This is a genomic window from Povalibacter sp. (genome assembly GCF_036520495.1).
Lineage (GTDB): Bacteria > Pseudomonadota > Gammaproteobacteria > Steroidobacterales > Steroidobacteraceae > Steroidobacter.
Window position 1 is genome coordinate 86,993 of the sequence record NZ_DATDJO010000026.1, and the last position, 26,889, is coordinate 113,881.

At 63.4% G+C, this 26,889-nt stretch carries 20 protein-coding genes, 1 other RNA gene and 1 riboswitch; of the genes, 12 read left to right on the forward strand and 9 right to left on the reverse strand.

Annotated elements, in window-relative coordinates; genetic code table 11:
* Positions 1-482: 482 nt before the first annotated feature.
* An RNA gene (gene rnpB, locus VIZ63_RS09315) (RNase P RNA component class A) lies at positions 483-859 on the reverse strand.
* Between the two features lie 163 nt (positions 860-1,022).
* Positions 1,023-1,997, reverse strand: coding sequence for a 16S rRNA (cytidine(1402)-2'-O)-methyltransferase (gene rsmI, locus VIZ63_RS09320; RefSeq protein WP_331609295.1), 975 nt, complete (start codon positions 1,995-1,997; stop codon positions 1,023-1,025).
* A gap of 14 nt (positions 1,998-2,011) precedes the next feature.
* On the opposite strand from rsmI, the gene VIZ63_RS09325 reads away from it, so the two are divergent.
* The 5 genes from VIZ63_RS09325 (at position 2,012) to VIZ63_RS09345 (ending at position 6,269) form a co-directional block, all read left to right on the forward strand.
* Complete coding sequence (locus VIZ63_RS09325) at positions 2,012-3,964, forward strand: penicillin-binding protein activator (RefSeq protein WP_331609296.1); 1,953 nt, start codon at positions 2,012-2,014, stop codon at positions 3,962-3,964.
* A 10-nt stretch (positions 3,965-3,974) separates the two neighbouring features.
* Positions 3,975-4,343, forward strand: a complete 369-nt coding sequence (locus tag VIZ63_RS09330) for a YraN family protein (protein ID WP_331609297.1) — start codon at positions 3,975-3,977, stop codon at positions 4,341-4,343.
* Between the two features lie 184 nt (positions 4,344-4,527).
* Positions 4,528-4,713 (forward strand): CPXCG motif-containing cysteine-rich protein, encoded by a 186-nt coding sequence (locus VIZ63_RS09335; protein ID WP_331609298.1) that lies wholly within the window; start codon positions 4,528-4,530, stop codon positions 4,711-4,713.
* A 3-nt stretch (positions 4,714-4,716) separates the two neighbouring features.
* Positions 4,717-5,475, forward strand: coding sequence for a hypothetical protein (locus tag VIZ63_RS09340; protein ID WP_331609299.1), 759 nt, complete (start codon positions 4,717-4,719; stop codon positions 5,473-5,475).
* Complete coding sequence (locus VIZ63_RS09345) at positions 5,475-6,269, forward strand: ABC transporter ATP-binding protein (RefSeq protein ID WP_331609300.1); 795 nt, start codon at positions 5,475-5,477, stop codon at positions 6,267-6,269. Before VIZ63_RS09340 ends, VIZ63_RS09345 begins: the two co-directional genes overlap by 1 nt.
* Positions 6,270-6,343: 74 nt before the next feature.
* Here the strand turns inward: VIZ63_RS09345 and VIZ63_RS09350 are convergent, their stop codons facing one another.
* Both VIZ63_RS09350 and VIZ63_RS09355 read right to left on the reverse strand, forming a co-directional pair.
* Positions 6,344-6,547: a hypothetical protein gene (locus VIZ63_RS09350; RefSeq protein ID WP_331609301.1), complete on the reverse strand. Its 204-nt coding sequence runs from the start codon at positions 6,545-6,547 to the stop codon at positions 6,344-6,346.
* Between the two features lie 200 nt (positions 6,548-6,747).
* Positions 6,748-7,509 (reverse strand): inositol monophosphatase family protein, encoded by a 762-nt coding sequence (locus tag VIZ63_RS09355; RefSeq protein WP_331609302.1) that lies wholly within the window; start codon positions 7,507-7,509, stop codon positions 6,748-6,750.
* A 281-nt stretch (positions 7,510-7,790) separates the two neighbouring features.
* On the opposite strand from VIZ63_RS09355, the gene VIZ63_RS09360 reads away from it, so the two are divergent.
* From VIZ63_RS09360 to VIZ63_RS09385, 6 genes are all read left to right on the forward strand, one after another.
* The gene (locus tag VIZ63_RS09360; protein ID WP_331609303.1) at positions 7,791-10,334 is read left to right on the forward strand and encodes a TonB-dependent receptor; all 2,544 of its coding nucleotides are present in this window, start codon (positions 7,791-7,793) and stop codon (positions 10,332-10,334) included.
* 113 nt (positions 10,335-10,447) lie between these two features.
* A riboswitch (cobalamin riboswitch) is annotated at positions 10,448-10,700 on the forward strand.
* Between the two features lie 146 nt (positions 10,701-10,846).
* Positions 10,847-12,664 carry a TonB-dependent vitamin B12 receptor gene (btuB, locus tag VIZ63_RS09365; protein WP_331609304.1) on the forward strand — a complete coding sequence of 606 codons (1,818 nt, stop codon included), beginning with the start codon at positions 10,847-10,849 and terminating at the stop codon, positions 12,662-12,664.
* Positions 12,665-12,928: 264 nt separating this feature from the next.
* Complete coding sequence (gene mprF, locus VIZ63_RS09370; protein ID WP_331609305.1) at positions 12,929-15,511, forward strand: bifunctional lysylphosphatidylglycerol flippase/synthetase MprF; 2,583 nt, start codon at positions 12,929-12,931, stop codon at positions 15,509-15,511.
* Positions 15,508-16,908, forward strand: coding sequence for an AcvB/VirJ family lysyl-phosphatidylglycerol hydrolase (locus tag VIZ63_RS09375; protein WP_331609306.1), 1,401 nt, complete (start codon positions 15,508-15,510; stop codon positions 16,906-16,908). The genes mprF and VIZ63_RS09375 overlap by 4 nt, the downstream gene beginning before the upstream one ends.
* A 135-nt stretch (positions 16,909-17,043) precedes the next feature.
* Positions 17,044-17,967: a cyclase family protein gene (locus VIZ63_RS09380; RefSeq protein ID WP_331609307.1), complete on the forward strand. Its 924-nt coding sequence runs from the start codon at positions 17,044-17,046 to the stop codon at positions 17,965-17,967.
* Positions 17,968-18,153: 186 nt separating this feature from the next.
* Positions 18,154-20,004 carry an EAL domain-containing protein gene (locus VIZ63_RS09385; protein WP_331609308.1) on the forward strand — a complete coding sequence of 617 codons (1,851 nt, stop codon included), beginning with the start codon at positions 18,154-18,156 and terminating at the stop codon, positions 20,002-20,004.
* Positions 20,005-20,086: 82 nt separating this feature from the next.
* On the opposite strand, the gene VIZ63_RS09390 is transcribed toward VIZ63_RS09385, so the two are convergent.
* Positions 20,087-21,733 carry a hypothetical protein gene (locus tag VIZ63_RS09390; protein WP_331609309.1) on the reverse strand — a complete coding sequence of 549 codons (1,647 nt, stop codon included), beginning with the start codon at positions 21,731-21,733 and terminating at the stop codon, positions 20,087-20,089.
* Between the two features lie 229 nt (positions 21,734-21,962).
* Here VIZ63_RS09390 and VIZ63_RS09395 point away from each other — a divergent pair, with 229 nt between their 5' ends.
* A complete protein-coding gene (locus VIZ63_RS09395; RefSeq protein ID WP_331609310.1) occupies positions 21,963-22,253 on the forward strand; it encodes a pyrimidine/purine nucleoside phosphorylase in 291 nt (96 codons plus the stop codon).
* 225 nt (positions 22,254-22,478) lie between these two features.
* Here VIZ63_RS09395 and ypfJ read toward each other — a convergent pair whose 3' ends face one another.
* The 4 genes from ypfJ to VIZ63_RS09415 form a co-directional block, all read right to left on the reverse strand.
* Complete coding sequence (gene ypfJ, locus VIZ63_RS09400; RefSeq protein WP_331609311.1) at positions 22,479-23,318, reverse strand: KPN_02809 family neutral zinc metallopeptidase; 840 nt, start codon at positions 23,316-23,318, stop codon at positions 22,479-22,481.
* 133 nt (positions 23,319-23,451) lie between these two features.
* Entirely contained in the window at positions 23,452-24,651 is a 1,200-nt protein-coding gene (locus VIZ63_RS09405; RefSeq protein ID WP_331609312.1) for a glycosyltransferase, read from the reverse strand.
* Between the two features lie 250 nt (positions 24,652-24,901).
* On the reverse strand, positions 24,902-26,281 hold the full coding sequence (locus VIZ63_RS09410) for a L,D-transpeptidase family protein (RefSeq protein WP_331609313.1): 1,380 nt from the start codon (positions 26,279-26,281) through the stop codon (positions 24,902-24,904).
* A gap of 110 nt (positions 26,282-26,391) precedes the next feature.
* On the reverse strand, positions 26,392-26,883 hold the full coding sequence (locus VIZ63_RS09415; RefSeq protein ID WP_331609314.1) for a TPM domain-containing protein: 492 nt from the start codon (positions 26,881-26,883) through the stop codon (positions 26,392-26,394).
* Positions 26,884-26,889 lie beyond the last annotated feature (6 nt).

The window sequence follows — 26,889 nt, forward strand, 5'->3', positions numbered from 1 at the left end:
CCCACAATTTCCCACCGAGCGGCGACTATAGGGATCGCTATTCCGTCAAGTCAAAAAAATCTGAGAAATTTCCTGTTTGGCGACAGTGACTTAGCCCCAGAGGATTCGACGGACATGAATGCGGGAGCGCGCTTCAATTCAAATCAGAGGGTTAAGAGCACTTCTTTAAGTAAGAGTGCATGCATATATATGTGTCGGGACAGAGGGACGTGGATCGATGGACGAAGGCTGCGCGCAAATCTGCGCAGCATCCCGGCGGGATGGGGTTGGAACTGAGTCAAGTAGTGGCGAAAACCACTAGGCATGCCCGAGGCCGCCTGTATACAAAAAATACCGACACGCCCTGCAGCCTCCGCGAGGCGCAACGTTATCTGTTAGAAAAACATAATGATCGTGCGAATTGGCGGTGGCAGGGATTGCCGCGCCCACACCGCATCCCATCCCTGCTCCCGAAGGAGGAGGGAGGGATGTGGCGTCGCTATAGGAGGAGTCGGCCGATAAGCCGGGTTTTGTCGAGGACAACCATTCATCTGGGATGCACGTCACCGTGCACCTCAAGCGACCTACCCGGAAGCCTGTATGGGCCATACGTGCGATCCGGATCCGAAGACCCAGTCCGCGTGCTTCCCTATTTGGTCTTGCTCCAGGCGGGGTTTACCGTGCCGTCGAGTGTTACCACCGACGCGGTGCGCTCTTACCGCACCCTTTCACCCTTACCGGCCACATTGCTGTGACTTAGGCGGTTTGCTTTCTGTTGCACTTTCCGTGGACTCGCGTCCCCCAGGCGTTACCTGGCGCCTTGCCCTGGGAGCCCGGACTTTCCTCCACGCTTGCGCGCAGCGGTTGTCTGGCCAACTCCGGCGCGCATGGTGGGGGCTGGAGTGGGTCGAAGCAAGCGAAGATTGCGGATGGATTAAGGAGTAACCGCAAAGAACGCATAGAACACATAGAAAGACTTGATCGCGACAAATGCGGCTACGTTTTTTCCCCGGTCTGATTTGCGCTCTATGCGTTCTTTGCGGTTACTCCCGCGCTTCTCCTCGCCCCATCCGCACCGCCAGCTCGTAGAGCTCACTGCGCCTTACGCCGGTGATTTTCGCGGCAATTTTTGCAGCTTGTGCAGCTGGCAGTTCCTGCAGCAACGCGCGCAGAAGCTGCCCGGCATCGAGCGTCGTTGATTCCTGCTGCACCGGCGCTGCGCCGGCGACGACGACGACGATCTCGCCGCGCGCCATGTTGTCATCGGTACTCGCGGTGGCGCGCAAGTCGGCCAGCGAGCCGGTATAGGTCGTCTCGAAGCGTTTCGTCAGTTCGCGGCTGACGCTGGCACGACGCTCAGCGCCGAAGATCGCCGCCATATCTTCCAGGGTTTCGAGCAGGCGATGCGGCGCCTCGTAGAAGACCAGCGTGCGGGATTCGGCGCCGAGGGTTTCGAGTTGAGCGCGCCGTGCGGCGGATTTCGCCGGTAGAAATCCTTCGAAGCTGAAGCGATCTGTCGGCAATCCCGCCACGGAAATCGCTGCGATGGCGGCACAGGGTCCTGGTATCGCAATCACCTCGATGCCCTGCGCACGCGCCGCAGCGATCAGGTCGAAACCCGGATCGCTGATCAGCGGCGTGCCTGCGTCGGAAACCAGCGCCAGCGATTCGCCGCGCACCACGCGATCGATCAGCGCCGAGGACTTCTCACTCTCGTTGTGCTCGTGGAGCGAAGTCAGTGCGGTATCGATGCCAAATGACTGCAGCAGATGGCGTGTGTGACGCGTGTCCTCCGCGGCGATCAGCGACACGGAGGCCAGCACCTCGCGGGCGCGCGGGCTCAGATCACCCAGGTTGCCGATGGGCGTGGCGACGACGAATACTTTGCCGACGGGTTTCGATTGCGGGTCTGCTGTCACGTGCTGGTTTTCCGTAGCGACCTGCGCGGCCGGCTCGATGCGATTAGAGACGGCTCCCGGTCCGGGGTAGACTGCCGGCTCGGATGACCGATCCAGCATCAAGAATCCCCGACATGCTTGCGATACCGCACCTGGCCGTCGGCCACAAGACTACCGTCTGCCGGCCCGCGTCTGATACCCCCGCTGCACGCACACGCCTGCGCCAGATGCACGCAATGCGGGACTGCGCGCTCGCGATCGTGGCATTGCTGGGAATCGCTTCGTGCACGACGCCCACGTCGCAGCCGACGCCGCCCGGCGCAGACCGGCAACTCGCGCACGCCGAACAGCTGGCTCGCGACGGCAAGTACATCGAGTCGGCACAGCTCTACGAAACGATGGCAGGCTCCGCGCAGAAAGAGCTGCGCGATCGGCTCCTGTTGCGCGCCGCGAAGGAGTATCTGCTCGCAGGCGACCCCGCCAAGGTGCAGGCAACGCTCGCCAGGGTGAGTGCATCGTTGCCGACACAGGATTTCGCGGATCGTGCGGTGATCGCCGCGGAACTTGCCTTGCAGGCGAAGAATCCAGCGAAGGCGCTCGAGGAACTGCAACGGGTTCCGCAGCCATTGCCGCGCGAAAGCGCTCCCAACGTGCTGGCACTTCGCGCCCGTGCCCAGTTCGCACTCAATCGTCCCGCCGCAGGCGTGACCACCGCACTCGAGCGCGAGCGCCTGCTGTCGAATCCGCAGGATATCCGCGCCAATCAGCGCCTGATCTGGGAAGGCTTGCAAACCAGCGCGGCTGGCAACGCGGATTTCACGTCGCAGCCCGGCAGCAGCGCGATCGTCGCCGGTTGGCTCGACCTCGGGCGCGCCGCGCTGGTCGCCGCACGCAACCCGTTCACGGCCAAAACCGATCTGGCTGCCTGGCGCAGCCGCTATCCGACCCATCCCGCCAACTCATTCCTCAACGAGGAAGTGCTGCCCGCTCTCGGCGTCGGCCTCGACTATCCGGCGCAGGTGGCGCTCGTGCTGCCACTGAGCGGCCGTCAGCAGGCTGCGGGCGTCGCGATCCGGGACGGATTCATGGCTGCGCTGCTGCAGCAGGATCCGGCACGTCGTCCGCAGGTGAATATCTACGACACGGTCGCCATGGGCGCCAGCACCGCGTATCGCCGCGCCGTCACCGAGGGCGCGCAGTTCATCGTCGGGCCGCTGCTGAAAGAGGATGTGGCCGCGCTCGCAACATCGAGCGATGTATCCGTACTGACGCTCGCACTCAACCAGCTTCCCGACAGCGCCTCGCCGCCGGCCATGCTGTTTCAGTACGCACTCGATCCTGAAGATGAAGCGCGGCAGGTGGCGCGACGCGCAATGGCCGACGGACGCGGCCGCGGGCTCGCCCTGGTGCCAAACAACGAATGGGGTCAGCGTGTGTATCGCGCCTTGGAGTCGGAACTGAAAGCGCTTGGCGGCGCGGTGGCTGGCGTTGGTTACTACGATACGTCGGCCAGGGATTTCTCGGATCCGATCTCCAAGCTGCTGCTCATCGACGAAAGCCGCGCACGCGCGAATGCGCTGAACTCCACGCTCGGCCAACGCTTCGAGTTCGAACCCCGGCGCCGCGGTGACGTGCAGTTCGTGTTCATGGGCGCCTATCCGTCGGAGGGACGCTCGCTGCGACCGACGCTGCGCTTCTTCCTCGCCGACGATCTGCCGGTCTACGCCACCTCTGACATCTACGAGCCGGACACGCAGGCCAACAGCGATCTCGACGGCGTGATTTTCCCGGACATGCCCTGGGTGATCTCTCCCGATGCCGTCTCCACCGAATTGCGTACGGCGCTGAATCAATACTGGCCTGTGCGAGCCCGCGGCCGTGGCCGGCTCTATGCCTTCGGTTTCGATGCCTATCGCATCGTGCCGCTGCTGAAGGCGGGAAAATTCGGCACCGCCAACGCCATTCCCGGCATGACGGGTCTGTTGTCCATCGATGAGCGCGGTCGCGTTCGACGCGATCTCGACTGGGCGCGCGTCACCGACGGCAAACCGGTCCCGATCGGCACGACCACGACCGCCGCCAGATAACGGAGTTTTCATGGACGATCGACGCCGCAAGGAAGCAGGCGTAGCAGGAGAATCGACTGCGCTCGACTTCCTGCGCTCCCAGGGTCTCGATCTCGTCGAGCGCAACTATCGTTGCCGCGGCGGTGAAATCGATCTGATCATGCTGCAGCAGAAAACCCTGGTGCTCGTCGAAGTGCGCTTTCGCTCCAGCACGGACTTCGGCGGCGGCGCGGCATCCGTGACCTGGCACAAGCAACGGCGCCTCATCGCCGCAGCACGCCATCTCATGCTGACGCGCGCCGACCTGCGTCGTTACCCGGCGCGCTTCGATGTCATCGCGGTATCGCCGGGAGCTGGCAAGCCGCAGGTGAACTGGATCCGCAATGCGTTCACGCTTTGACACCCGAAATCCGGCGCAACCGCAAAGAACGCATAGAACACATAGAAGGAAAATCGGGTACACGAAAAAGCAAAAAGCGAAGCTGGCCTAGGGGCCGGATTCAGCTTTCATCTGCTGCCTGTTTTGCGTTCTATGCGTTCTTTGCGGTTACTCTTGACCTCCGGCTCCCAGCAGCACACGCGAAATGTTTGAAACCACCGCTGAAGTCTCCTGCCCGCACTGCGGTGAAACGATCCTGCTGTTCCTGGATCTTTCCGTGGAGTCGCAGAGCTACATCGAAGACTGTTCCGTGTGCTGTCAGCCCATGACGGTTTCGTACAGCGCGCATGACGGCGAGCTGAGCGGCGTCAGTGTCGAGGCCGCGAGCTGAGGCATGTGGCGCAAGGTTCGAATCGCGGTCCTGCTGCTGATCCTGCTGTGCGTCGCGCTGAACATGTGGTTCGATCGGATGTACTCGACCGATTGGCACAATCCGCTGCGGGTCGCGATCTTCCCGATCAATGGTGACGGGTCGGCCGTCAGCGCACGCTATGTCGAGGCGCTCGGCAGCGACAACGTTCTGCCGCTCGAAAATTTCTTTACCGAAGAAGGTCAGGCCTACGGCGTGCAACCGGTGCCGCCTATCCGTTTTTCTCTGGCCGCATCGCTGCCAGAGCTGCCACCGTTGCTGGAGCAGGGCGCCGGACGGCTCGGAGTCATGCTCTGGTGTCTGCGCGCACGCTACTGGGCCTCGCAGGTGGACGGTCCGCCAGGCACCGAGATCAAACTCTTCGTTCTGTATCACGATCCGCAACGCACGTCGGTGTTGCCCCACTCCGTCGGATTGCAGAAAGGCCTGTTCGGTATCGTGCATGCCTTCGCCGATACGCGCATGGCCGGCTCGAATGACACGGTGATCGCGCACGAGTTGCTGCATGCGCTGGGCGCAACCGACAAATATGGCGCGAACAATCTGCCGCGACTGCCGGACGGTTACGCCGACCCGGAACAGCAGCCGCTGTATCCGCAGGACTTCGCGGAACTGATGGGCGGCCGGATCCCGGTCAGCGCAGCCGCCGCCGAGATTCCCGAATCATTGCGACAAGTGGTGATCGGCCCCGTCACAGCATCCGAGATAGGCTGGACGCGATGATGAATGCACACGCAGGCAACGTAACGGCCACACCGCTGCTCAGCTGTCGCGATCTGGACGTGACCGTTGCGGATCGCATACTCGTCCAGCGTCTCAATCTCTCGATCAGGCGCGGCAGCATGACCTGCCTGCTGGGTCGTAACGGCGCTGGCAAGACACTCACGCTGCACACGCTGAGCGGACTGCGTCCTCCCGCCGCAGGCGTCATCGCATTCGACGATCGCCCGCTCGATCGCTGGTCGCGCCGGCCGCTGGCACAGCGCCTTGGCCTGTTGAGCCAATCCACGGAAGATCCTTTTCCTTCGAGCGTGCTGGACACAGCGTTGATCGGCCGGCATCCGCACATCGGTTTCTGGCAATGGGAGAACGATGCCGACCGTGCGATTGCGCGCTCTGCGCTGCAAGCCGTCGACATGGAGGCGCTCGAGGCGCGGGACGTCGAGACGTTGTCGGGTGGCGAGCGACGCCGTGTGGCAATCGCCGCCCTGCTCGCCCAGGAACCGGACCTCATGCTGCTGGATGAGCCGATCAATCATCTCGATCCGCAGCACCAGATCGATGTGTTGCGATTGCTGCGTGCACGCGCCGATGACGGTCGCGCAGTCGTGATGAGCCTGCACGATATCGGTCTCGCCACGCGCTTCTGCGATCAGGCCCTGCTGCTGTTCGGCAACGGCGACTGGCTGTCCGGCCCCACGGTGGACGTGATGAACGAAGCAACGATCTCGCGGCTCTACGGCGTCACCGTGCGCGAGATCGTGTGGGAAGGCGGCAGGACGTTTGTGGCGGTGTGAGGATAGTTGATAGTGGATAGTTGATAGCGCCGAAGTGCACGCCCTCTTCAGCTATCCACTTTCAACTATCCCCCTCAGCCTTTATGGCCGAGGAGTCTCGCCGGCAGGAACAGCAGTGCCTTTACGAACGCGATGGCTGCGTCCAGCACCACGCCGACCAGGCGGAACGGGATCGACAGCAGCCACAGCAGCGGCATCAGGACGATCACCGCGAGCGCCAGCGGCCAGGCGACGACCAGCAACAGGCACCAGGCCACTGCAAGAATCAGGAACTGCATGAGACTTCTCCCGTCGGCGCACCTTTCGCCGCTCGCCTCTTAGGACGTGGCGCCGCGCTGAAAGGTTGCGCCGGGCCGAAGATCGGGGGAAAAAGATCTCCCCGGGGCACACGGGGTGTCACGGGGTAAGAAGCACTCTTCGTTCCGACCCCGTGTTTCCCCGTGTGCCTCGTGGAGTTCTCATCTTCTCTTCCGTTCTTTCACGCCAACGCATCCAGCACAGCGGCATGCAGCTTCGCATTCGCCGCCAGCACGGAAGTCGTCTGCAGATCGAGTGCCTTGCCTTGCAGGTCGGTGAACTTGCCGCCAGCGGCTTCGACGATCACGGCGAGTGCGGCGATGTCGAGAATGTTCACGTCGGATTCGATGACGGCTTCGAGCTTGCCTGCGGCCAGCAGGTGGTAGTGCAGGAAATCGCCGTAGCCGCGGATGCGATTGACGCGCGCGACGAGCTGGCCATAGCGTGACCAGCCTGGACCAGCAGCGAGCGTCTTGAGATTGCCGGCGGACACCGCGGCGGCTTCGATGCTGTCGATCTCGCTCACGCGAATGGGCTTGTCACCGAGCCAGGCGCCGACGCCGATTTCCGCATACGCCACTTCGCCATAGACCGGCGCAGACGACACACCAACGATCAGACGGCCGCGATGCATGAGCGCGATCTGCGTCGAGAAGAACGGATACTCGCGCACGAACGCCTTGGTGCCGTCGATCGGATCGACGAGCCACAGGTACTCCGCATCGATGGCGCTCTGGCCGGTCTCCTCGCCGTAGAACCCGTGATCGGGAAAACGTGTGCTGATGATTTCACGGATGGTCTTTTCGGTCTCGACATCGGCCTGCGTCACCGGCGATTTATCCGCCTTGATGACGACATCGAGATTGCGCTGGTAGTAGCGGCGAATGACTGCGGCCGCGGCGTTTGCGGCGTCGAGGGCTGTAGCGAGAAAAGGTGAGTGCATGGCTGTAGCGTAATTTGCGAAGACGTAAGCGGCCATCCAGACGATCGATGGATCCGGCTGGACGAATTCCCGCTCGGAATATACCGGCAGGGCGCGTCGACTGCTCGCTTGATTGTGGGTCCGGAGCAACGCTCTTGAAGGTCAAATTGCGGCGACTCACAATGGCAGCACCGGCAACGTTGCCCCAGAGTCACAACGGAAGCCACGGCCACTCTCGCCGGCATTGGGTCGGCGGAAATTACGCTAACTACGACGCTACTCACGACGCAGGGAGAATCCGCATGCATCCGCAGAAAATGCCTTTACGGCTGCTTTCCGCAGCATCGCTCGCGCTCATTGCCAGTCCGTTCGTCAATGCCCAGTCCGTCCCGCCAGAAGAAAAAAACATTCTCGAACAGATCGTCGTGACCGGCACCCGCGTCGAGAACCGCTCTGCTCTGGACACCGCCGTGCCTGTCGACGTGGTCAGCGCTGCGGTGCTCCAGAACGTCGGCACCGTGGAAGTGAACCAGGCGCTTTCCGTCATCCTGCCGTCCTTCAATTTCCCACGCCCCGGATTGGCGGACGGTACGGACACGATTCGACCGGCGACGTTGCGCGGCCTTTCACCCGACCAGACCCTGGTTCTCGTGAACAGCAAGCGTCGTCACTCCGCATCACTGGTGAACGTGAACGGCACCATCGGTCGCGGCGCCTCGGCCGTCGACATGAACACGATCCCCAACGCCATGGTGAAATCCATCGAGGTGCTGCGCGATGGCGCCTCCGCGCAATACGGCTCCGACGCCATCGCCGGCGTGATCAATCTGCGCCTCCGCGACGACAACGACGGCGGCAACGTGACCATGCAGTACGGTGCGCGCGATTCGAGCTATGAGGTGCCCACGTCGCAGCCGACTGGCACACCGCCGCCCAACTGGGCCGTGCCGTTCAACAAAGCCAAGCGCAATGTGTCGGACGGCGAATCGCTGGTGGTCTCGGCATGGAAGGGGTTGTCGCTGGGCGACGATGGTTTCGTCACGATTGCGGCCGAGTACAAGGACCTGAAGCGCACGGAACGCGACGGCTTCGACTCCCGCCAGCAATATCCGCTCGTCGCCGGTGCTTACGATCCGCGTGAACAGACCATCGATCGCTGGAATGCCTGGTACGGCGAACCCGACATGGAACAGAAGACCGTCTTCGTGAACGCGGGTTACGACATTGGCGACGGCGCCCATCTGTACGGCTGGGCGAGCTGGCAGGACCGCGATGTCGTCTCTGCGGGTTTCTTCCGCCGCGCGCTCGACGATCGCAATGTCATCTCGATCTATCCCGACGGTTTCCTGCCGCTGATTGCGCCAGCGGTCACCGACTACTCGGGCGCCGTGGGCATCAAGTGGGCCCTGGGCAGCTGGGACATGGACACCTCCCTCGTGTACGGCGACAACAAGATGGAGTTCACCATCGACAACACGCTGAATCGTTCGCTCGGCACTGCCAGCAAGACGACGTTCGACTCCGGCGGTTTCGAGTACGACCAGGTCGTCTTCAACCTCGCCGGCGTGCACGGCTTCGATGTCGGCCTGGCGTCGCCGCTGAACCTCGCGCTCGGAGTCGAAGCGCGCCAGGAGGGTTACCAGATCTTCGCTGGCGAACCGGACTCCTATCGTAACGGCGGTGTGCTGCTGCCGAACGGCACTCCGACAGCCTCCGGAGCGCAGGTATTTCCGGGATTCCGTCCGGAGAACGAGGTCGATACCAATCGCGAAGCGTACGGCGCCTACATCGATCTCGAAGCCAATATCACCGACAAATTCCTGGCCTCGGCGGCCGTACGCGGCGAGCACTACTCGGATTTCGGCGAAAGCTTCTCGGGGAAGCTGTCGGGCCGCTATGACTTCACTGACACGTTCGCATTGCGCGCTTCCGTACAGAACGGCTTCCGCGCACCCTCGCTGCAGCAGCAGTTCTTCGCCACGACATCGACGAACTTCATCGGCGGCGTTCCCTTCGACGTGACGACATTCCCGGTCTCCGATCCGATCGCCATTGCACTCGGTGCCAAGCCGCTGGACGCTGAGGAATCGCTCAACTATTCGATCGGCGCAGTATTCCGCGTCGACAGGCTCAGTCTGACGATCGACTACTACAAGATCGACATCGACGATCGCATCGTGCTGTCCGAGAACCTGACTCAGGCGAACGTGCGCACCTATCTCGAGTCTCTAGGGTTCATCGGCAGCGGCGGCGGACGCTTCTTCATCAACGGCGTCGATACGGAGACCGAGGGCGTGGATGTGGTGTTGAACTATCCGCTGAGCACCGAGGCTGGCGCGCGCATCGACCTGACGCTGACAGCCAACTGGAACACGACGGATGTCACGAAGATTCCCGCAACGCAGGCGCTCGCAGCATTGAACCCGGCGCCGCCGCTGTTCGATCGCTTCAACGTGCTGACGATGGAAGATGGCACGCCGGAGAACAAGTTCACCGTCAACGTCAACTGGGACTTCGAGCGTTTCGGTGGGACGTTGCGGGCAACGCGTTACGGCAAACTGCTTTCGCCGGATTCATCGACCAACGCCACGTTTGCGAACGTGAATGCAGGCACCTACACGCCGATCGACCAATGGCTGTCTGCGCAGGCCGTGGTGGATCTCGAAGGCCGTGTGTCCTTCACCGACAACATCAAGTTCGCACTGGGTGCCGAGAACGTCTTCGATGAGTATCCCGACGCGACCCCGATCGCGCTGAACTCGACCGGCAATGCGCCCTTCTCGAACTACGCACCGTACGGCCGCGCGGGACGCTTCATCTACGGACGACTGATGGTGGATTTCTGAGGATAAGGGACCAGGGGCTAGGTTCCAGGCGCCAGGTGCGAGGCTCTTGCCTAGTTCCTAGTCCCTGGTCCCTGGTCCCTGGCGCCTTCCCTTGACACTCCCCGGAGCTCTCCGTACCTTGCCGCCCGTCAGGTGAGCGCCCGCCGCAACAACGGCGGGCGCGAACGTGAAGCCGGTGACATCTCCCCAGATCATTCCGGCGCTGCCCCCGCAACGGTAGTTGAGTCCAATCGATATCCCGGAGACGCCTGTCTCCAGCCACTGTGTCCGCAAGGACATGGGAAGGCGATAGCGACGAACCCTCCAGGCTTACAGGCCTGAGGTTCACTCAAGAGCCCGGAGACCGGCCTGACGAACGATCGCCCGATGTCTTTACAGACGCAGGGCGGTCGGTACCGGCGTCGCGGCGGGCGATCAGGAGTACGCGCGACGTCCGTCGCCCTGCTCTCTCACTCCCGCACGCCTTCCGTCACCAATCTGGCCATGCGGGCGTGCATGGGGAGAAGATCATCATGGTTCGTCATCAGCCGTTCGCGGCAGTCGCGGCGCTTGCCTGCGCAATTCCGTTCAACACCAGCGCCGCAGATCAGCAAGCGCTCTCCGAAGTAGTCGTCACTGCGGCACGCATCGCGCAGCCGCTCACCGAGGTCATCGGCTCGGTCACCGTCTTGACCCGCGACGACATTCAGCGTCGCCAGGTGCAGTCCATGCAGGACCTGCTGCGCGGCGAAGTGGGCATCAGTTTCGCCAACAACGGCGGCCTGGGAAAACTCAGCGCCATGTTCATTCGCGGCACTGACGCCGATCAGGTGCTGGTTCTCGTCAATGGCGTGCGCGTGGGCTCGACCACGGCGGGCACGACCCGCATCGAATTCATTCCTGTCGACCAGATCGAGCGCATCGAGATCGTGCGCGGCCCGCGTTCCAGTCTCTACGGCGCCGATGCGATCGGCGGCGTGATCCAGATCTTCACGCGCGATGCGTCGGGCCCGGCGCTATCGATCGGCGGCGGTTCGCACGAAACCCACAACGTCGCCGGCAGCTTCGGCCTCAAGGGCGACAATGCATGGGTCAGCGTGACGGGCAACTACATCGAATCGCAGGGTTTCAATTCCTGCCGCGCATCTTTCTCGGACGGTTGTTTCGCGAATGAGCCGGACGACGACGGCTATCGCAATGCGTCCGGCTCGCTGCGCACGGGGTATCGCTGGGGCGACACGGCGGAAGTCGAAGCCACTGCGCTCCATGCATCCGGTCACACGGAATACGACGGCAGCTTCAGCAACGAGACTGACTTCGCCGAAAGCGTGTACTCGCTCAAGGGCAAGGTTGCCGCGGCGTCGAACTGGGATCTGGCACTGCAGCTCGGTCTGAGCCAGGACAATTCCGATGATTTCGCCAATGGCACGTACGTCAGCACGATCGATACCGAACGTCGTAACGTCAGCCTGCAATCCGACTGGACAGTAGTCACAGGCCAGGTGTTGACGCTCGGCCTCGATTACCTGGACGACCAGGTCGAGAGCACAACTGCTTACGATGAGACCTCGCGCGACAACACCGGCCTCTTCGGTCAGTACAGCGGCCGCTTCGGCGATCATCAAGTGCTCGCCTCGGTGCGCAGCGACGACAACGAGCAGTTCGGCCAGCACACGACCGGCGGCCTGGGCTGGAAGTGGTTTGTCGAGGACACTCTTGCGTTCTCGGCGGCCTGGGGCACTGCCTTCCTGGCGCCGAGCTTCAACGACCTCTACTACCCGGGATTCAGCAATCCGGATCTGCGACCCGAAGAGTCGGACAGCGTGGAGTTCGGGATCAACGGTATCGCGGCGCGGACGACGTGGTCGGTATCCGCGTTCGAAACCAACATCGACAACCTGATCGTGTTCGACTCAGCGACTTTCCGGCCGCAGAACATCAGTGCAGCACGCATTCGCGGCATCGAAGCACAGGCGCGCACCCAGCTCGACAAATGGACGCTCGGCGCGAACTACACACACCTCGATCCGCGCAATCGCGATTCGGACAACATCCTGCCGCGCCGCGCCCGCGACGCCGGACGTATCGACGTCTCGTATGGCACGAATGCGTTCTCGGTCGGCACGACGGTGAACATCGTCGGTTCGCGTTACGACGATCTCGGCAACACGGTCGACCTCGACAGTTACACGACCGTGGATCTCGTCGCCCAGCTCAGCTTCGGCGCCGGCTGGTCGGTGCAGGGCAAGATCGCGAATGCGTTCGACGAGGATTACGAAACGGCGGCGTTCTACTACCAGGACGGTCGCTCGTACTTCCTCACCCTCGGCTACCAGCCGTCGGCACGCTGAACCACGCCCCGACCTTCCCCGCGCGAGGGGAAGGTCGGGATGCGATCCGGCGACAACTATCGTCAGCCGGGCATCGCGCGGGGTAGCCCTGCGGACGTACCGAGAAATCCCGCGGGTGACCAAGAAATATCCCGCCGGAAAGGCCGAGCCCACAGAAGAAATCGGCGATGGACGCGCCGCGCCATCCAGCCTTCATCACATCGCCGTGGCGGCGCATGTACCATCGACACATCAACGTGTCGCTGCGCGAACCACCGTCGCCCCATGCAACCCGCCACCGAATCGGCCCAGGACAAGATCCAGCTCGTCACTACCCTGCAACGCTGGAAACCCTGGCTCATCGGTGGAGCCGTACTACTGATCGGCTTGCTGCTCGCCGATGCCCTGCACGGACTGGCCGCGGAATTCAGCTATGCGAATCTCGTCGATGCCATCCGCGCGACGCCCTCATCGGCGCTGGCGTGGGCAGTCGCGGCGACAGCCATCAGCTACTTCGCCCTGACGGGCTACGATCATTCCTCGCTGCGCTATGCCGGCGCTTCTGTCCCCTATCACGTCGCGGCGCAAACAGCGTTCATTGCCTATGCGCTGTCCAACACGATCGGACTGGGCGTACTGACCGGCGGTGCAGTGCGGATGCGCTTCTACAGCGCCGCCGGTATCGAGGCCGGGCTCATCTCCCGCGCCATCGCCTTCAATGCGATCGCATTCGGGCTTGGCATTGCGGTGGTGGGTGCGGTGGCGTTGCTGTGGGGCGCAAACACCGTGGGCCCTGCATTGCATCTGCCGCCCATCGTGTTGCAGGCGGTTGCCGCTACGGTGCTCATCGTTGCCGCCACGCTGCTCGTCCTGTGCCGCGACGGACGCGAACCCCTGCTGTTCGGCCGCTTGCGCCTGCGGTTGCCGCCGGCTTCGCTGGCTCTGCATCAGTTACTCATTTCGGCAGTCGACATCGGCGCCACCGCCGCGGTGCTCTGGGTGCTGCTGCCGGCGGGGTCGATTGCTTTCTCCGCATTCGTCGGTTTCTTCGCCATTGCTGTCGTGCTTGGCGTACTCAGCCATCTGCCGGGTGGGCTCGGTGTGTTCGAGGCCATCATGCTGCTGGCGTTGAAAGACCATGTGCCCGCGGAATCGCTGGCTGCAGCACTGGTGCTGTACCGCATCATCTACTACGTATTGCCGTTGCTGCTGGCGCTGGCACTGCTGGTCTTCCTCGAGTTGCAGCATGGCGCCGGCACCGCCGTATCGCGCGCTGCCGTCAGTCTCGCACCACTGTTGCTCGCGGCCTACACGATCGTCATCGGCGTGATGCTGCTGATCTCCGGCGTGACGCCGGCCACCGACGAAGCGACGGATCTGCTCGCACTGCACGTCCCCCTGCCGCTCGTCGAAGCATCGCACTTCCTCGGCAGTGTCGCGGGGCTTGGGCTGCTGACCGTAGCGCGCGGCATGCTGCTGCGGCTCGATGCGGCGTGGTGGGCCGGGCTGCTGATCGGTATCGCGAGCATTCTGCTGTGCCTGCCCAAGGGTTTCGCGCTGTCGGAGATGGCGCTCATTGCCTGCCTTGTGATCGCACTCGCGTTGTCGCGCAAGCAGTTCTCGCGGCCTGCGTCGCTGCTGGCACAACCCTTCACCGGCGGCTGGCTGCTGAGCGTGATCGCCATCGTCAGCGCGCTCACGGGCCTGCTGTTCTTCGCCTATCGCGACATCGACTACACCCGGCAACTGTGGTGGCAGTTCGAGTTCGATGGGCATGCGCCGCGTTCGCTGCGTGCCCTGGTGGCCGTCGCGCTGCTGGCACTGGCCCTGGCGATGCGTCAACTGCTGCGTTTTCAGACGCAACCGCTGCCGCCCGTCGACGCCACAGCAATCGCGCGCGCAGAGCAGGTCGTCAAGGCGCAGGACTCGGCGGAGGCCTGCGTCGCGCTCACGGGCGACAAGCACTTCCTGTTCTCGCAGTCGGGCGATGCTTTCGTCATGTATGGGCGCCGCGGCCGATCCTGGGTATGCCTGTTCGATCCGGTCGGCCCACAAAGCGAATGGCCGGAACTGGTGTGGCGGTTCCTCGAACTCTCGCGTGCCCAGGGTGGACGGGCTTCGTTCTACCAGGTGCGTCCGCAGACGCTGCCGGTGTATCTGGACGCTGGATTGCGCGTGTTCAAACTCGGCGAATACGCCTCGGTGCCGCTGGCGGATTTCTCGCTCAAGGGCAAGAGTCGCTCGGTTCTGCGGCAGGCGGTGAACCGCGGCGAGCGTGAAGGCCTCAGCGTGGAGGTGCTCGACGTTGCAGCGGTGCGCACGCACATCGACGAACTGCGCGCCGTCTCGAATGCATGGCTCGCGGAGCATCGCACGGCGGAGAAAGGATTCTCGCTGGGCTCCTTCACAGAGGACTACGTCGAACGCACACCAGTTGCAGTGGTGCGTGTCGGCGAGCGTCTGGTCGCCTTCGCAACACTCATGATGACTGAGCGCAAGACCGAAGCAAGCGTGGATCTGATGCGGCACCTGCCGGACGCGCCGAGCGGCACCATGGATTTTCTGTTCACCAAACTGTTGCTGCATTTTCAGGCACAGGGATTCGAGCGGTTCGGGCTGGGAATGGCGCCGCTCTCCGGCATGGCGGAGCATCCGCTCGCACCCGGCTGGCATCGGGTCGGCCGGCTACTGTTTTCGCACGGCGAGAATTTCTACAACTTCCGGGGGCTGCGCAGCTTCAAGGAAAAATTCGCCCCCGAATGGGAAGCCCGTTATCTCGCAGCCCCCGGGGGCCTCGCGCCGCTCTTCGTCCTTGCCGACATCGCCGCGCTCATCAGCGGTGGACTCAAAGGGGTCATCGCGAAATGAACCGGATCCGCGCGTCGGTGGCGGCGATCCTGTGCCTGATCCTGCTGCCGATCGTCGCACCCCGGGCGCAGGAGAGGATTTCGCACGGCATATTCAAGGACGTCACGCTGTACCGGCCGCAGGGGGAACCGCGCCAGTTCGTGCTGTTCCTGTCCGGCGACGACGGCTGGAGTCGTCACACCGCGAATATCGCCCGCGTGCTCGTGAATCGCGGCGCAATGGTCGCCGGCATCGGCATGCCGAAACTCGTCGCTGCACTGGAAGCCAGTAGCGACGCTTGTGTGTTTCCCGATGGCGATCTCGAAAATCTGTCGCACTACCTGCAGGGCTACGCACGACTGAACACGTACCACACGCCGCTGCTGCTGGGATACTCCTCCGGTGCGACGCTTGCTTACGCGATGCTCGCGCAAGCCCCGCATGGCATGTTCGCCGGCGCGATAACGCTGGGCTTCTGCGCGGATCTGGAACTGGAAAAACCCTTCTGCCAGGGCGACGGTGTGCACTTTCTGCGCCGCCGGCGTCACGCAGGCATGGACCTGCTGCCGTCGCAGACGGCGCTCGACTGGGTCGCGCTGCACGGCGCGACCGACGAAGTCTGTGACACAGACTCTGCCCGACGCTTCACCACTGCGGTGCCGAATGCACAGTTCGTGTTGTTGCCGGACATGGCGCACCGCTTTGCCGCCGGTGGTTCCTGGCAACAGTCATTCGTCGATGCGTACGACAAGCTCGCCTCAGCCAACACGACGATCCTGCCGGCGCCGCCCACCACGCTCGCGGATCTGCCATTGATCGACGTGAAAGCGACGGGCAACGGCAACCCACGGGTTTTTGCGGTACTGCTGTCGGGCGACGGCGGCTGGGCCGGGCTCGATCAGAAGGTTGCAGCGGCACTGGCGGCGCACGGAATTCCGGTGGTCGGCCTGGATTCGCTGCGCTACTTCTGGCGCAAACGCACACCGGCGGGACTGGCGCAGGATCTCGATCGTGTACTGCGCTTCTACGCATCGCACTGGAACAGATCGCGTGCGCTGCTCATCGGATACTCGCAAGGCGCTGACGTGCTGCCCTTTGCAGTCAATCGCCTGCCACCCGCTTCGCATTCACTGGTGGTGCAAACAGTCCTGCTGGGTCCCGGCGAAAAGGCGTCATGGGAATTCCATCTCGGCAACTGGCTCGGCGGGGATCGCGACGCGGTGCCGATCGCGCCCGAAGCGTCGAGACTGCAGGCCGACCGCACGCTATGCCTGTACGGCGCTGCCGACAAGGATGCACTCTGTCCGAAGCTACCCGCGACCAGCGTCACCGCACTTGAACTGCCGGGCGGCCATCATTTCGACGGCACATACGACAGACTCGCCGAACTCATTCTTGACCGTCTCGGAAATCGCTGACTGACTGAAACGTCAGGTGGCGCGGGCGGACAGGCCCGCGTCAATGGCAGCGGCACTGGTCCGGATTCGTCCTCTTTGTGTCCGGAAAATACGGAGGTATGCCTGCTACCGTTGATTGCGCACCAGGAGATCACCATGAACCGATTCCCATCCCAGAAGCGCGTGCAGTTCGATTTCGAGATCGAGTTCCTCAACGGCGGCGGCTTGCAGGGCCAGGGCTTCAGGCTCGACATCGATGACGACGACATCACGGATGATGCATTGGGCGCCTACGTCGTGCGCGACCTGCGCCTGTTGATGGTCGGCCGCGTATCGATCTCCCACAAGACCATCCTCGCCGAGCCGCACAAGCGCAGTGTCGCAGCCACGACTGCGCCGACGCTCGCCAGCGAACGTCATGTCGATCTCAGCCACACGATCGAGGACGGCATGATCACGTACAAGGGCCTGCCCGCCCCGTTGATCTGCGATCACCTGAGCCGCGCCGACTCGCGCAAGCTCTACGCCGAGGGTACGGAATTCCAGATTGGCAAGATCACGATGGTGTCGAACACCGGCACGTACCTCGACAGTCCGTTTCACCGCTTCGCCGACGGCGAGGATCTGTCGGGGCTGCGCCTCGATGTACTCGCAGGACTCGATGCTCTCGTCGTGCGCGTCACGGGCATGGCGGGGCGCGCCATTCCGCGCGATGCACTCGGTGCACTCGACGTGCGCGGCCGGGCGGTGCTCGTGCACACGGGCTGGGCGTCGCATTGGCGCACCGACCAGTACTTCGAAGGGCATCCGTTCCTCACGGCAGATGCAGCGGAGTACCTGCAGGCCAGCGGCGCGGCGCTCGTCGGCATCGACTCCTACAACATCGATGACACCGGCGATGGCAGAAGGCCCGTGCACACTGCGCTGCTCGGCGCCGGGATTCCGATCGTCGAGCATCTGCGTGGACTCGAGCAACTGCCAGTCAGCGGTCTGCGCTTTTCGGCCGTGCCGCCCAAAGTGCGGGGAATGGGGACCTTTCCGGTGCGGGCGTTCGCCACGTTTCCAGGCGGAAACTTATGACAACGCGATCCGACCGACACCGGCCCGGGTGTCGCCATCTTTGACAACGAAGCCGCTCGCATTCGGCGTTTCCCTTCTTTCTGGAAAGAATCGTGCGTCACGCGGGACGAATAGCCCGTGTTTGCGCCCGCATTGGAATATCGAAACCGATCGCACTGCAGCTATGATGGGCGCGGGAGGATGGCTATGTCTTCTGTGCTCAAACCCTCGAGCTCGCCGGGCGGCATCGAATTGCCCTTCGCCAGCTATGCCCAGATCATCCGCATGCTGGTGCCGCCAGCTGAGCGCATCAGCTTCTATGACGCTGGCGGCCAGGCTCTCTGGATCAACGACGGCGTCGAAGAACCCGACTTTCGCACGCACGTCGAACTCGTGCTCGCGCGTGCGCGTCAGGCCGCATCAGCATCGTCGGCGATGCCCGCCGCCCATCCCGATGACGACACCGCGTTTGCGTTCGTCATTCGCGGCCCCGGCAACGCCCTGGTCGGTGCGATCGGCGTCGCGTGCCGCAACCTGCCCGATGGCGCACGATTTCGCAGCGCCGATGCGGTCGAGCGGATGCTCGCCCCGGTCATGACGATCCTCGGCCATGCGTGGCCGGTCAGCGCCAAGGTCATTCCGATCACCAGTGCAGCAGGCCGCGACGCCGGTACGCGGCAGGCGGTCGTCGCGGCAACCCAGCTCAACTCATCGATGCCCGTGCCGGCGATGCTGCGCAAGGCGTTGGCGGTCGCGACGGAATTGATCGATTGCGCATTCGGCGCGGTCCTGCTGCCGGAGCGCCCGTTCACGCTGAGCCAGTGCGTCAGCACGGAAGAATCCGATCTTGCGGTCACTGCTGCGATCGACAACGTCCGCACGCATGTCCTGCGCTGGATGAAGGCACGCAACGACACGCTCGTGGTCAACGCCCTCGCCGGCAAGAGCCAGCAGCTGCCGTACAAGCTGCTCGTGGTGCCGGTGCGCGATCCATCGCGACGCGTCGTCGCACTGATGCTGCTGTTCCGGAGCAAGCGGGCACGCGACTTCGCCAGGGTGGATGTCGATGAGCTGACGCAGCTCGCAGCTCGCATCCCCACCGACGCGCTTGCCGAGATGCTCGAGCCCGACGCTCCGGTGATCGCCTCCGTCGTCGCGCTGCCGCAGGCCGCCGCCAGAACGCAGTCACCGGCCGAGATTCCCCCGCCGCAAGCCGTGGCAGCGTCGAGGCCCGTCGACGTAGCGCCAGCGGCAACGACCACCAGCACATCGAAGATCGTCGTGCGGGGCGCGGCGACGCCACCGCCGCAAAAAATGGATGAACGCATCCGGTCCGCCCTGCGACTGGGTTCGTTCGATCTTTATGCACAGCGGATCACGCCGATGCGTGAGGCGACGCAGTCGCCGCGATTCGAAGTGCTGTTACGAATGCGCGATGACGGCAAACTGCATGGACCGCCCAGCTTCTTCGGCGCCGCCGAATCCAGCCACCTCATGCCGGACCTGGACTGCTGGGTCATCGGCGAGTTGCTGACCACGCTGCGCAAGCGCGCCGTCACCGTGCGCGCCTCGTCCCTGGAATTCTCCATCAACATCGCGGCTCAATCGCTGGCGACCCCGCAGTTCGCGGAATTCATCGTCGCGGAAGTCTGCCGCACCGCCATTCCCGCAGGGCTCCTGGTGTTCGAAGTGTCCGAACGCACGGTGCTCGAACACGAAGACGACATGGATTGGCTCTCGGCACGACTGCGCGACGTCGGCTGCCGCATCGCGCTCGATAACTGCCGCTCGGGTCTCGGCACGCTGGACCCGCTGAACAAGTGGCCGGTCAGCCGCGTGAAGATCGACGGTTCGCTGATCCGCCATCTCGGCAGCAGCCTGCGTGCGGAATCGCAGGTACGCGCCGTCGTACAACTCGCCGCGGATCGCGGCATCGAGACCGTCGCCGAATGCGTGGAATCGCAACGCGTCCAGGACAAGCTGATGGAGCTGGGCATCGACTTCGCCCAGGGCTTCCACCTGGCAAAGCCGCGGCCTCTGCAGACTCTGTTTCGGTAAGCAGGCTCTAGGCTCTAGGCAGAACGGAGCGGTCTCTTTGTCTGGCCAGCCCTAGCCCCTGGCAGCTCGTGCCTAGTGGCTCTCAGCCCGCCAGCACCCGGATGAAATCGTTCTCCTGATCGACGCGGATCGTGATTTCGCGTTCGAGATCATCTGCGAGCCGTAGCGACGCTTCCAGCCGATTGATGACCACGGGGCGCACGGTGCTGCCCTTCGCGGTGTGGGTGATCATGTGGCTGTGGTAGTCGCCGGTATGCAGGGCCGCAAACTGGACCAGCAGGTGCAGCGCGCCGGGATCGTCGAGGGGATCGTTGATGCGCTCGTCGCAGATCACCAGGAAGGCAGTGTCGGGCACAGCGCTACGGAACGCGCCGGCGTCGCGCAGTTCGGTCAGGAATTCAGCAACCTGTTGCGTCACCCGTTGCTGTGTCGACGGATCGTGCGGCCGTACGACGGCCCAGCGCGTACCGTGCTCGATGGCGCGGATGACGGACTGCACGAAACGGCGCGGCGTCAGGTACGAGCCGTCGGAGGATGCGCTCGCACCGTTGGCCAGCGTGCGCAGCGGCGCCCGAATGCGATCGGTACCGCGAACCGTCAGCAACACATTGATCCCGGCCTGCGCCAGGCGCCGACGATCGGCCGGCGACACGTCGCGAACGAAGCGGGCGCCGGCGCGCAACAACGGCTCCGCTTCGGGCGCTATCGGCACGAGTGCAGTCACATCGTCCGCGCGGGACAGCATCCCCGCCACGGCGCCGCCATTACCGAAGACTTCCGCCCGGCCCCGCAGGCGATCCATGCAGGCGAGCCGCGGAAAGAACATCACCGCGCTGTCGCTGTAAAAGTCGAGATCCTTCAGCCCCTGTAACGCGGCGGCCGGCGTCTCCCAGCCGACGGGTGGATCGACGATCAGCAGGGCGTGATGTTCACGACAGAACTGTGCCGCGACCAGCAACGTGCTCGCACCGACTTCCGTCGATCGCGACAGCGGCGGCACGTAGACGAAGGCGAGATCATCAAGTGCCGCCAGCGCAAACAGGCCGGTGCGGCGCGCGGCCGAACCGATGATGTCGTAGTCGGTGAGTGGGCGACCGTCATCGCCATCAGGATTCGAACTGACGTAGCCGACGGGCAGATTGGTGCCAGGCATGAACGTCGCGGACGGACGGGTGCCCGGCACACTCCCGCGCACGCGGACGAGACCGGACTCCAGCAGGGATGTCGCGACGTACCGATCCGCCAACGGATCGATACTGACGTTGCGAAAGATCTCCTGCTCTTCGATGCGTTCCGACCCTGGTGCACGTACTCGCTGCACCACGAGATTGAATCTCAGGGGATCGGTCGACTCGATATTGTCGTAGTCCACCGAAGCGCGCAGGAATTCGCGCGTGCCCGGAGCGAGCGCTTCGAGAACGAGAGATTCACGCTCGCATCGCAGCGATACGGTGGCTGGCGCAGCCTGGTTGGCGATGCGCACGATGACTGCCTGCCGTCCGCCCTGCTCGAAGAAATGCTCGACGGCGTACGACAGCGGGCTCGGTTGCCACAGGCCACCGAAGATCCGCTGGAAATCCGCGAAGCTGCGCACGATGAGAGGCGTGTTGAGTGGACCACGCAGCGTACGGCCGACGAAAGCAGTCAGCTGCGCACGGTCGCGGGCAATCTTTTGCTCCGCCTGCGGCGTCTGTGTGATCTGGATACCGTCGAGCGAATGCTCGGGCACCGAACCCTCCCCTTCATTATTGTTGTCGCCAAATTAGCACAGTTACTTATTGCAGTGAACGTGTCTGCTGTGATCGTGCCGGCGACGCTCGATCATGCGCAGACGAATGCATCTTCGGATCCCGAGCATTCGTCGTGGGGCGCCATCGATCACTTGCTCGCCGATCGGCTATGCTCGCGCGCCGATTCACTGCGTGTCGGCTTTCTTTACTCATCGACGGCGAGAAGCAATGCTCAAACACAATTCCTATTTCGATGGCGGCGTTCAGAGCGTCGCCTTCGAACGCAACGGTCTGCGCGCAACGGTCGGGGTGATTGCGCCCGGCGAGTTCCACTTCAACACGGGCGCTGCCGAACGTATGAGTGTCATCAGCGGCCAGCTCAGCGTGAAACTGGCGGGCGCCGCCGAATGGCAGGCCTTTCCTGCGGGAACGTATTTCGAAGTGGCGGCGAACAGCGGCTTCGACGTGCGGGCAGTCGGCGGCCCGGCGGCTTATCTGTGCGAGTTCCTGGGAAGCTAGTCCGCCAGCGGCGGTGACCAGAGAAGCTTGGCTGTGGGTCCGCTAAAGCCCAATGGCACTTTAATCAAGTGGTTCGAGGCTCTTCTTGTGGGTTCGACTTCAGTCGAACATCTGCAGTTTCCGGAAGTCCGGCTAAAGCCTGGCTAAAGCCGGACCCACAGAAGGCCGGGAAGCCAGCTTAAATTAAGTGCCATTGCGCTTTAGCGGACCCACAGTAGCGAAAGCCTAAAGACTCTTCGCCCCAAACGTGTCGCACTGATCCATCGATCCGCTGTCGAGCCCGCGCTTGAACCAGCGGACGCGCTGTTCGGACGTGCCGTGCGTGAAGGCTTCGGGCGGCGCGCGGCCCTGGGTCAGGCGATCGTCGCCAATGGCGCTGGCCGCATTCAATCCCTCTTCGACGTCGCCGGCTTCCAGGAGCTGGCGTGACTGATTGGCGTTGTGCGCCCAGATACCGGCGAAACAATCCGCCTGCAGTTCCTGCCGTACCGAAATCGCATTGCCCTCGGCCTGACTCGCGCGCTGCCGCGCTGCCTGGGTCTGCTCCGAAATGCCCAGCAGCGTCTGGACGTGATGCCCGACTTCATGGGCGATCACATACGCCTGAGCGAAGTCGCCCGGTGCGCCGAAGCGGTCACGCAGTTCCTGGTAGAACGTCAGATCGATGTAGACCTTGTGATCGGCGGGACAGTAGAACGGCCCGGACGCCGACTCGCCGAATCCGCAGGCCGTCTGCACGCCTTCCGAAAACAGGATGAGTTGCGGCTCCTCGTAGGTTTGGCCGCCAGCTTTGAAGATGGCGCCCCACGTATCTTCGGTATCGGCCAGAACCTTGGAAACCAGCACGCGCGCTTCGGCCTCCTGCGCCGACTCCTCGTAGGGAACCTGCTGCTCCTGCACCGGCCCCTGCTGCACGCCCTGCAGTACGACCGACGGGTCCTGCCCGAAGTACATGGCGACCAGCGCCAGGACGATGGTGCCGAGACCGATGCCGCCGGCGCGGCCGTAACGGATGCCGCGACGATCCTGGACGTTGCTGCTTTCGCGCTGATCACCCAGACGCATGGATATCTCCCCGGACATGACGGTTGGTCGCGAGCGGCCTGATTATTCGCTGACGACTGCGCCCACGTCGAGACAATCCGGGACGGGAGTTTCCGCAGCAGCCGGAACCGGCAAAAGCCGCGTCGGCGGCTGTTCAACCCGTACGCTGCGCCGAGAGTTCCGGCTGAGACGACGCCCGCGTTGCGATCGCGGCGCGGTAGTAGTCGATGAGGCGGGAGGCCATGGCGGCGGCGGACCAGGTGGCCGCGTACGTCCTGGCCTCCTGTGCCATCGCGCTCCGCGTCTGCGGGTCGTTGAGCAAACCGACCACGATGTCGGCGAAGCCCGCCTCCTCGTCAGGCGCCATGCGGGTGCCGCGCTGCGGCTTCACGATATCAGCGGTGCCCATGTGTGCGGTCGATACCACCGGCACGCCGAGCGCCAAGGCTTCCAGCAACACCAATCCCTGAGTCTCGGTCTTCGACGAGAAAACGAACAGATCGCCTGCCTTGTAGCAATCCAGCAAGGCGCTCTCGCGCGACAGATAGCCCACGAAACGCACGCGCTTCGCCAACCCGAGCGACTCGACGTACGACTTGCAGTGCACGAGCGCCGGCCCCTCGCCCGCCACGATCAGCACGACGTCCTGGCGGCGCTTGACCACCTCGCGCAGCACGCGAAACAGAAAGTCGATGTTCTTTTCGTGCGCGATGCGACCGACATGCACGAGCGTCGGCTGTCCGGGCGCGATACCCAACTGCGCGCGAAACCGCGCGCCATCGCCCGCAGCGAAACGATCCATGTCCATCCCGGTGGGGATGACCTGCATCGGACAGCGCACACCGTAGTTCTCCAATGCGTCCCGCATGGCGCGCGACGGCACCACCAATGCATCGAGCGCATTGCACTGCGACGAGGTGAAGCGACGCGCGATGAAACGCATCAGGCCGCGCGGCATCAGCGGCACATAGTGATAAAGGTACTCTTCGAAATAGGTGTGATACGTCTCGATCGCCGGCACGCCCAATTCGCGCGCAATGCTCACACCCTGGTAGTGCGCGATGAAGGGTGTCTGGATATGGACGACGTCGAAGCGACGTGGCGACAGCGTCGAACGAAGTTTGCGGATGGCGCCGATCTTCATCGCGCGATCTTCCGGATCACGCGGCAGGTAACGCGATGCAATGCGGACGATCCCGTCTTCGTCGTCCCGGGTCCACGGCATCGGATACTCGGGAGCGATCAACACCGTTTCCACGCCCGCCGCATTCAGCCCCCGGCGGAATGTCTGAATGGATGTGGACACGCCGTTGATACGCGGAAAGTACACATCGGAAATCATCAGCACACGCATGGGGCCGATCCTGCTGTGGAAGCAGTCGGCAGCGTATTGCGACGGGATGACGGAGCGATGACAGGCAAGTCAGGAGCAAGGCTGACCCGCCTGGCCCGGAATCCGGAGTTTCACACGGAGGTCACGGGGATCACGGAGTAGAAGGACTTACTCCTCCATTCTTCAACCTCTGTGCGCTCCGTGACCTCCGTGTGAAATCCGGAAGGTCTTTCGGACCCCACAAAAGCCCGGGATCGGAGGACCTGTTTAGTCAGCGCGAACCCTTCGTACCCGGGCCTGAACTCGCAGGAGTCACCGCGGCAGCGGCGGGCTTTTCCACAGCTGCCGCAACAGGCTTTGCAGCAGGCTTTTTCGCGGCCGGCACTGCAGTTTTCTTGACCGGCTTTTCCTTGGGCAGGATCGTGCCGTTGCGCGCGGCTTCGAACTGTTCTGCCGTCACCAGCAATTCCTCCTTGCCGTTCCAGTTCGCGCCTTCCGGCACTCGATTCTGGACGCGACGAGCGGAGAGGATGTACTGATCGAGCGTCAGACCCGGCACGGGTTGGGCGGCGGAAAGCTTTTTCTTGTTGCCACGTTGCGCGTTGATCTCTTCACGGTGCTGACGGGTGACTGGAATCGCGATACCGCGCGGATCGTCCGCGAGGCGGGTCACGAGATCGAGGTCGATCGACACGTTGTGCTGCTTGACCGTCTGCCACATCTGGTCGGAGATGGCGGCATTGAGCAGCGCGTCGGCGCCGCTCGGGTGTTCGCGCTCGTCGTCTTCAGCCACCGGGAAGGCCTGCACGAACAGTGCACCCTTGTGCCAGCCGAACACGAACGGCTGATTCACCACCGTGACCTTGGTGCCGATCGGAACGTTGCCGTAGAGCTCGGCGATGTCTTCCGGGTAGAAACGGATGCAGCCATGGCTGGAGCGCATGCCGACACCGTACGGCTTGTTCGTGCCATGGACCAGGTAGCTCGGCCAGCCGAGCGTCATCTTGTATGCGCCGAGCGGATTGTCAGGACCGGGTGGCACGACCCTCGGCAGAGGATCGCCCGCTTCGCGATGCTCCTTGCGTACCGACGCCGGCGGCGTCCAGGTCGGGTTCTTGGCCTTGCTCGTAATCTTGGTCGTTCCTTCCGGCGTCGACCAGCCAACCTTGCCGACACCGATCGGATGCGTGAGCACCGTCTGCGGCTCGCCTGCCTTCACCTTTGGAAAGTAATAGACGCGCAGCTGCGCAAGATTGATGACCAGGCCTTCGCGCGGGGCGTTCGGCAGTACGAACTGGGTGGGAACCACCACTTCGCGATCGACACCGGGCACCCACGGATCGATGCCGGGATTGGCGCGGACCATTTCTTCGTAGCCGACATTGAAGCGGCGGGCGACGTCCGAAAACGTGTCTTCGCCCTGGATCTTCGTGACCTGCAACGTGCCGATGACGTCATCGTCCGGGTGAAGCTCGAACCGGTGCGTTGCAACAGGCTCGACGTACACCGGTGCGGGCGGCGGCGGTGCTTCCTGCACGACCGGCTCCTCCTTGGGGTGCAGGATCTGGCAACCGGCCAGCAACGCCATCGCCGCGAGCGCGGCGCCCCGTCGGACCGAGCCGACCGTTACAGAGATCGATCGCAGATTCATGCCAAGTGTTTTACCAAATGAGGCGGGCCGGCGCGACCCGCAAGTCCGTCGCGGCAGAATCGCTGTCGCCGGCAGCCAACAGTTATTCAGCCCAGGTCGCCACGAAATCGCTACAGGAACACCGGACGGTCTGGCAGCTCGTTGCGATCGGTCAGGGGAAAGTGCTGCGCGATGAGCTGCCCCACCGCGCGAACGCCCTCGACTGCGGCCTGCTCCGGCTGCCCGATGGCGAATGACTGCTCCATCCGTTGACAGATCTCCCGCCACTGCTGCTCGCCCACCCGTGATGCATAGCCACGATCGGCCACGATCTCGACATCGTGATCGGCCCACAGCACATAGATCAGGACACCGTTATTGAGTTCTGTATCCCAGACCCGCAGATGCGCAAAGGCGTCAATGGCCCGCGAGCGCGGCGACAGGTCCTGCCACAACTCCTGGAGATCGAGATTGTTCTCGATGGCGAAGCGAATCTCGCCGCCGTGCTGCTGCTCGGTCTCGCGGATCGCCTGCTCGATCGCCGCCAATGCCTGCGTATTGAATGCGCGCCGCAGGCCGTGGCCCGCGCTGAACAGATGTCGACAGATGCGTGAAAAACTCATGGACGA

Bases quoted from the DNA above. Each gene is read 5' to 3' on its own strand.
- VIZ63_RS09350 (WP_331609301.1), bottom strand. From the start codon at position 6,547: ATGCAGTTCCTGATTCTTGCAGTGGCCTGGTGCCTGTTGCTGGTCGTC.
- btuB (WP_331609304.1), top strand. From the start codon at position 10,847: ATGGTTCGTCATCAGCCGTTCGCGGCAGTCGCGGCGCTTGCCTGCGCA.
- VIZ63_RS09405 (WP_331609312.1), bottom strand. From the start codon at position 24,651: ATGCGTGTGCTGATGATTTCCGATGTGTACTTTCCGCGTATCAACGGC.
- VIZ63_RS09335 (WP_331609298.1), top strand. From the start codon at position 4,528: ATGTTTGAAACCACCGCTGAAGTCTCCTGCCCGCACTGCGGTGAAACG.
- mprF (WP_331609305.1), top strand. From the start codon at position 12,929: ATGCAACCCGCCACCGAATCGGCCCAGGACAAGATCCAGCTCGTCACT.
- VIZ63_RS09355 (WP_331609302.1), bottom strand. From the start codon at position 7,509: ATGCACTCACCTTTTCTCGCTACAGCCCTCGACGCCGCAAACGCCGCG.
- VIZ63_RS09415 (WP_331609314.1), bottom strand. From the start codon at position 26,883: ATGAGTTTTTCACGCATCTGTCGACATCTGTTCAGCGCGGGCCACGGC.
- VIZ63_RS09380 (WP_331609307.1), top strand. From the start codon at position 17,044: ATGAACCGATTCCCATCCCAGAAGCGCGTGCAGTTCGATTTCGAGATC.
- rsmI (WP_331609295.1), bottom strand. From the start codon at position 1,997: ATGCTGGATCGGTCATCCGAGCCGGCAGTCTACCCCGGACCGGGAGCC.
- VIZ63_RS09345 (WP_331609300.1), top strand. From the start codon at position 5,475: ATGAATGCACACGCAGGCAACGTAACGGCCACACCGCTGCTCAGCTGT.
- VIZ63_RS09410 (WP_331609313.1), bottom strand. From the start codon at position 26,281: ATGAATCTGCGATCGATCTCTGTAACGGTCGGCTCGGTCCGACGGGGC.
- VIZ63_RS09360 (WP_331609303.1), top strand. From the start codon at position 7,791: ATGCATCCGCAGAAAATGCCTTTACGGCTGCTTTCCGCAGCATCGCTC.
- VIZ63_RS09340 (WP_331609299.1), top strand. From the start codon at position 4,717: ATGTGGCGCAAGGTTCGAATCGCGGTCCTGCTGCTGATCCTGCTGTGC.
- VIZ63_RS09385 (WP_331609308.1), top strand. From the start codon at position 18,154: ATGTCTTCTGTGCTCAAACCCTCGAGCTCGCCGGGCGGCATCGAATTG.
- ypfJ (WP_331609311.1), bottom strand. From the start codon at position 23,318: ATGCGTCTGGGTGATCAGCGCGAAAGCAGCAACGTCCAGGATCGTCGC.
- VIZ63_RS09330 (WP_331609297.1), top strand. From the start codon at position 3,975: ATGGACGATCGACGCCGCAAGGAAGCAGGCGTAGCAGGAGAATCGACT.
- VIZ63_RS09325 (WP_331609296.1), top strand. From the start codon at position 2,012: ATGCTTGCGATACCGCACCTGGCCGTCGGCCACAAGACTACCGTCTGC.
- VIZ63_RS09395 (WP_331609310.1), top strand. From the start codon at position 21,963: ATGCTCAAACACAATTCCTATTTCGATGGCGGCGTTCAGAGCGTCGCC.
- VIZ63_RS09375 (WP_331609306.1), top strand. From the start codon at position 15,508: ATGAACCGGATCCGCGCGTCGGTGGCGGCGATCCTGTGCCTGATCCTG.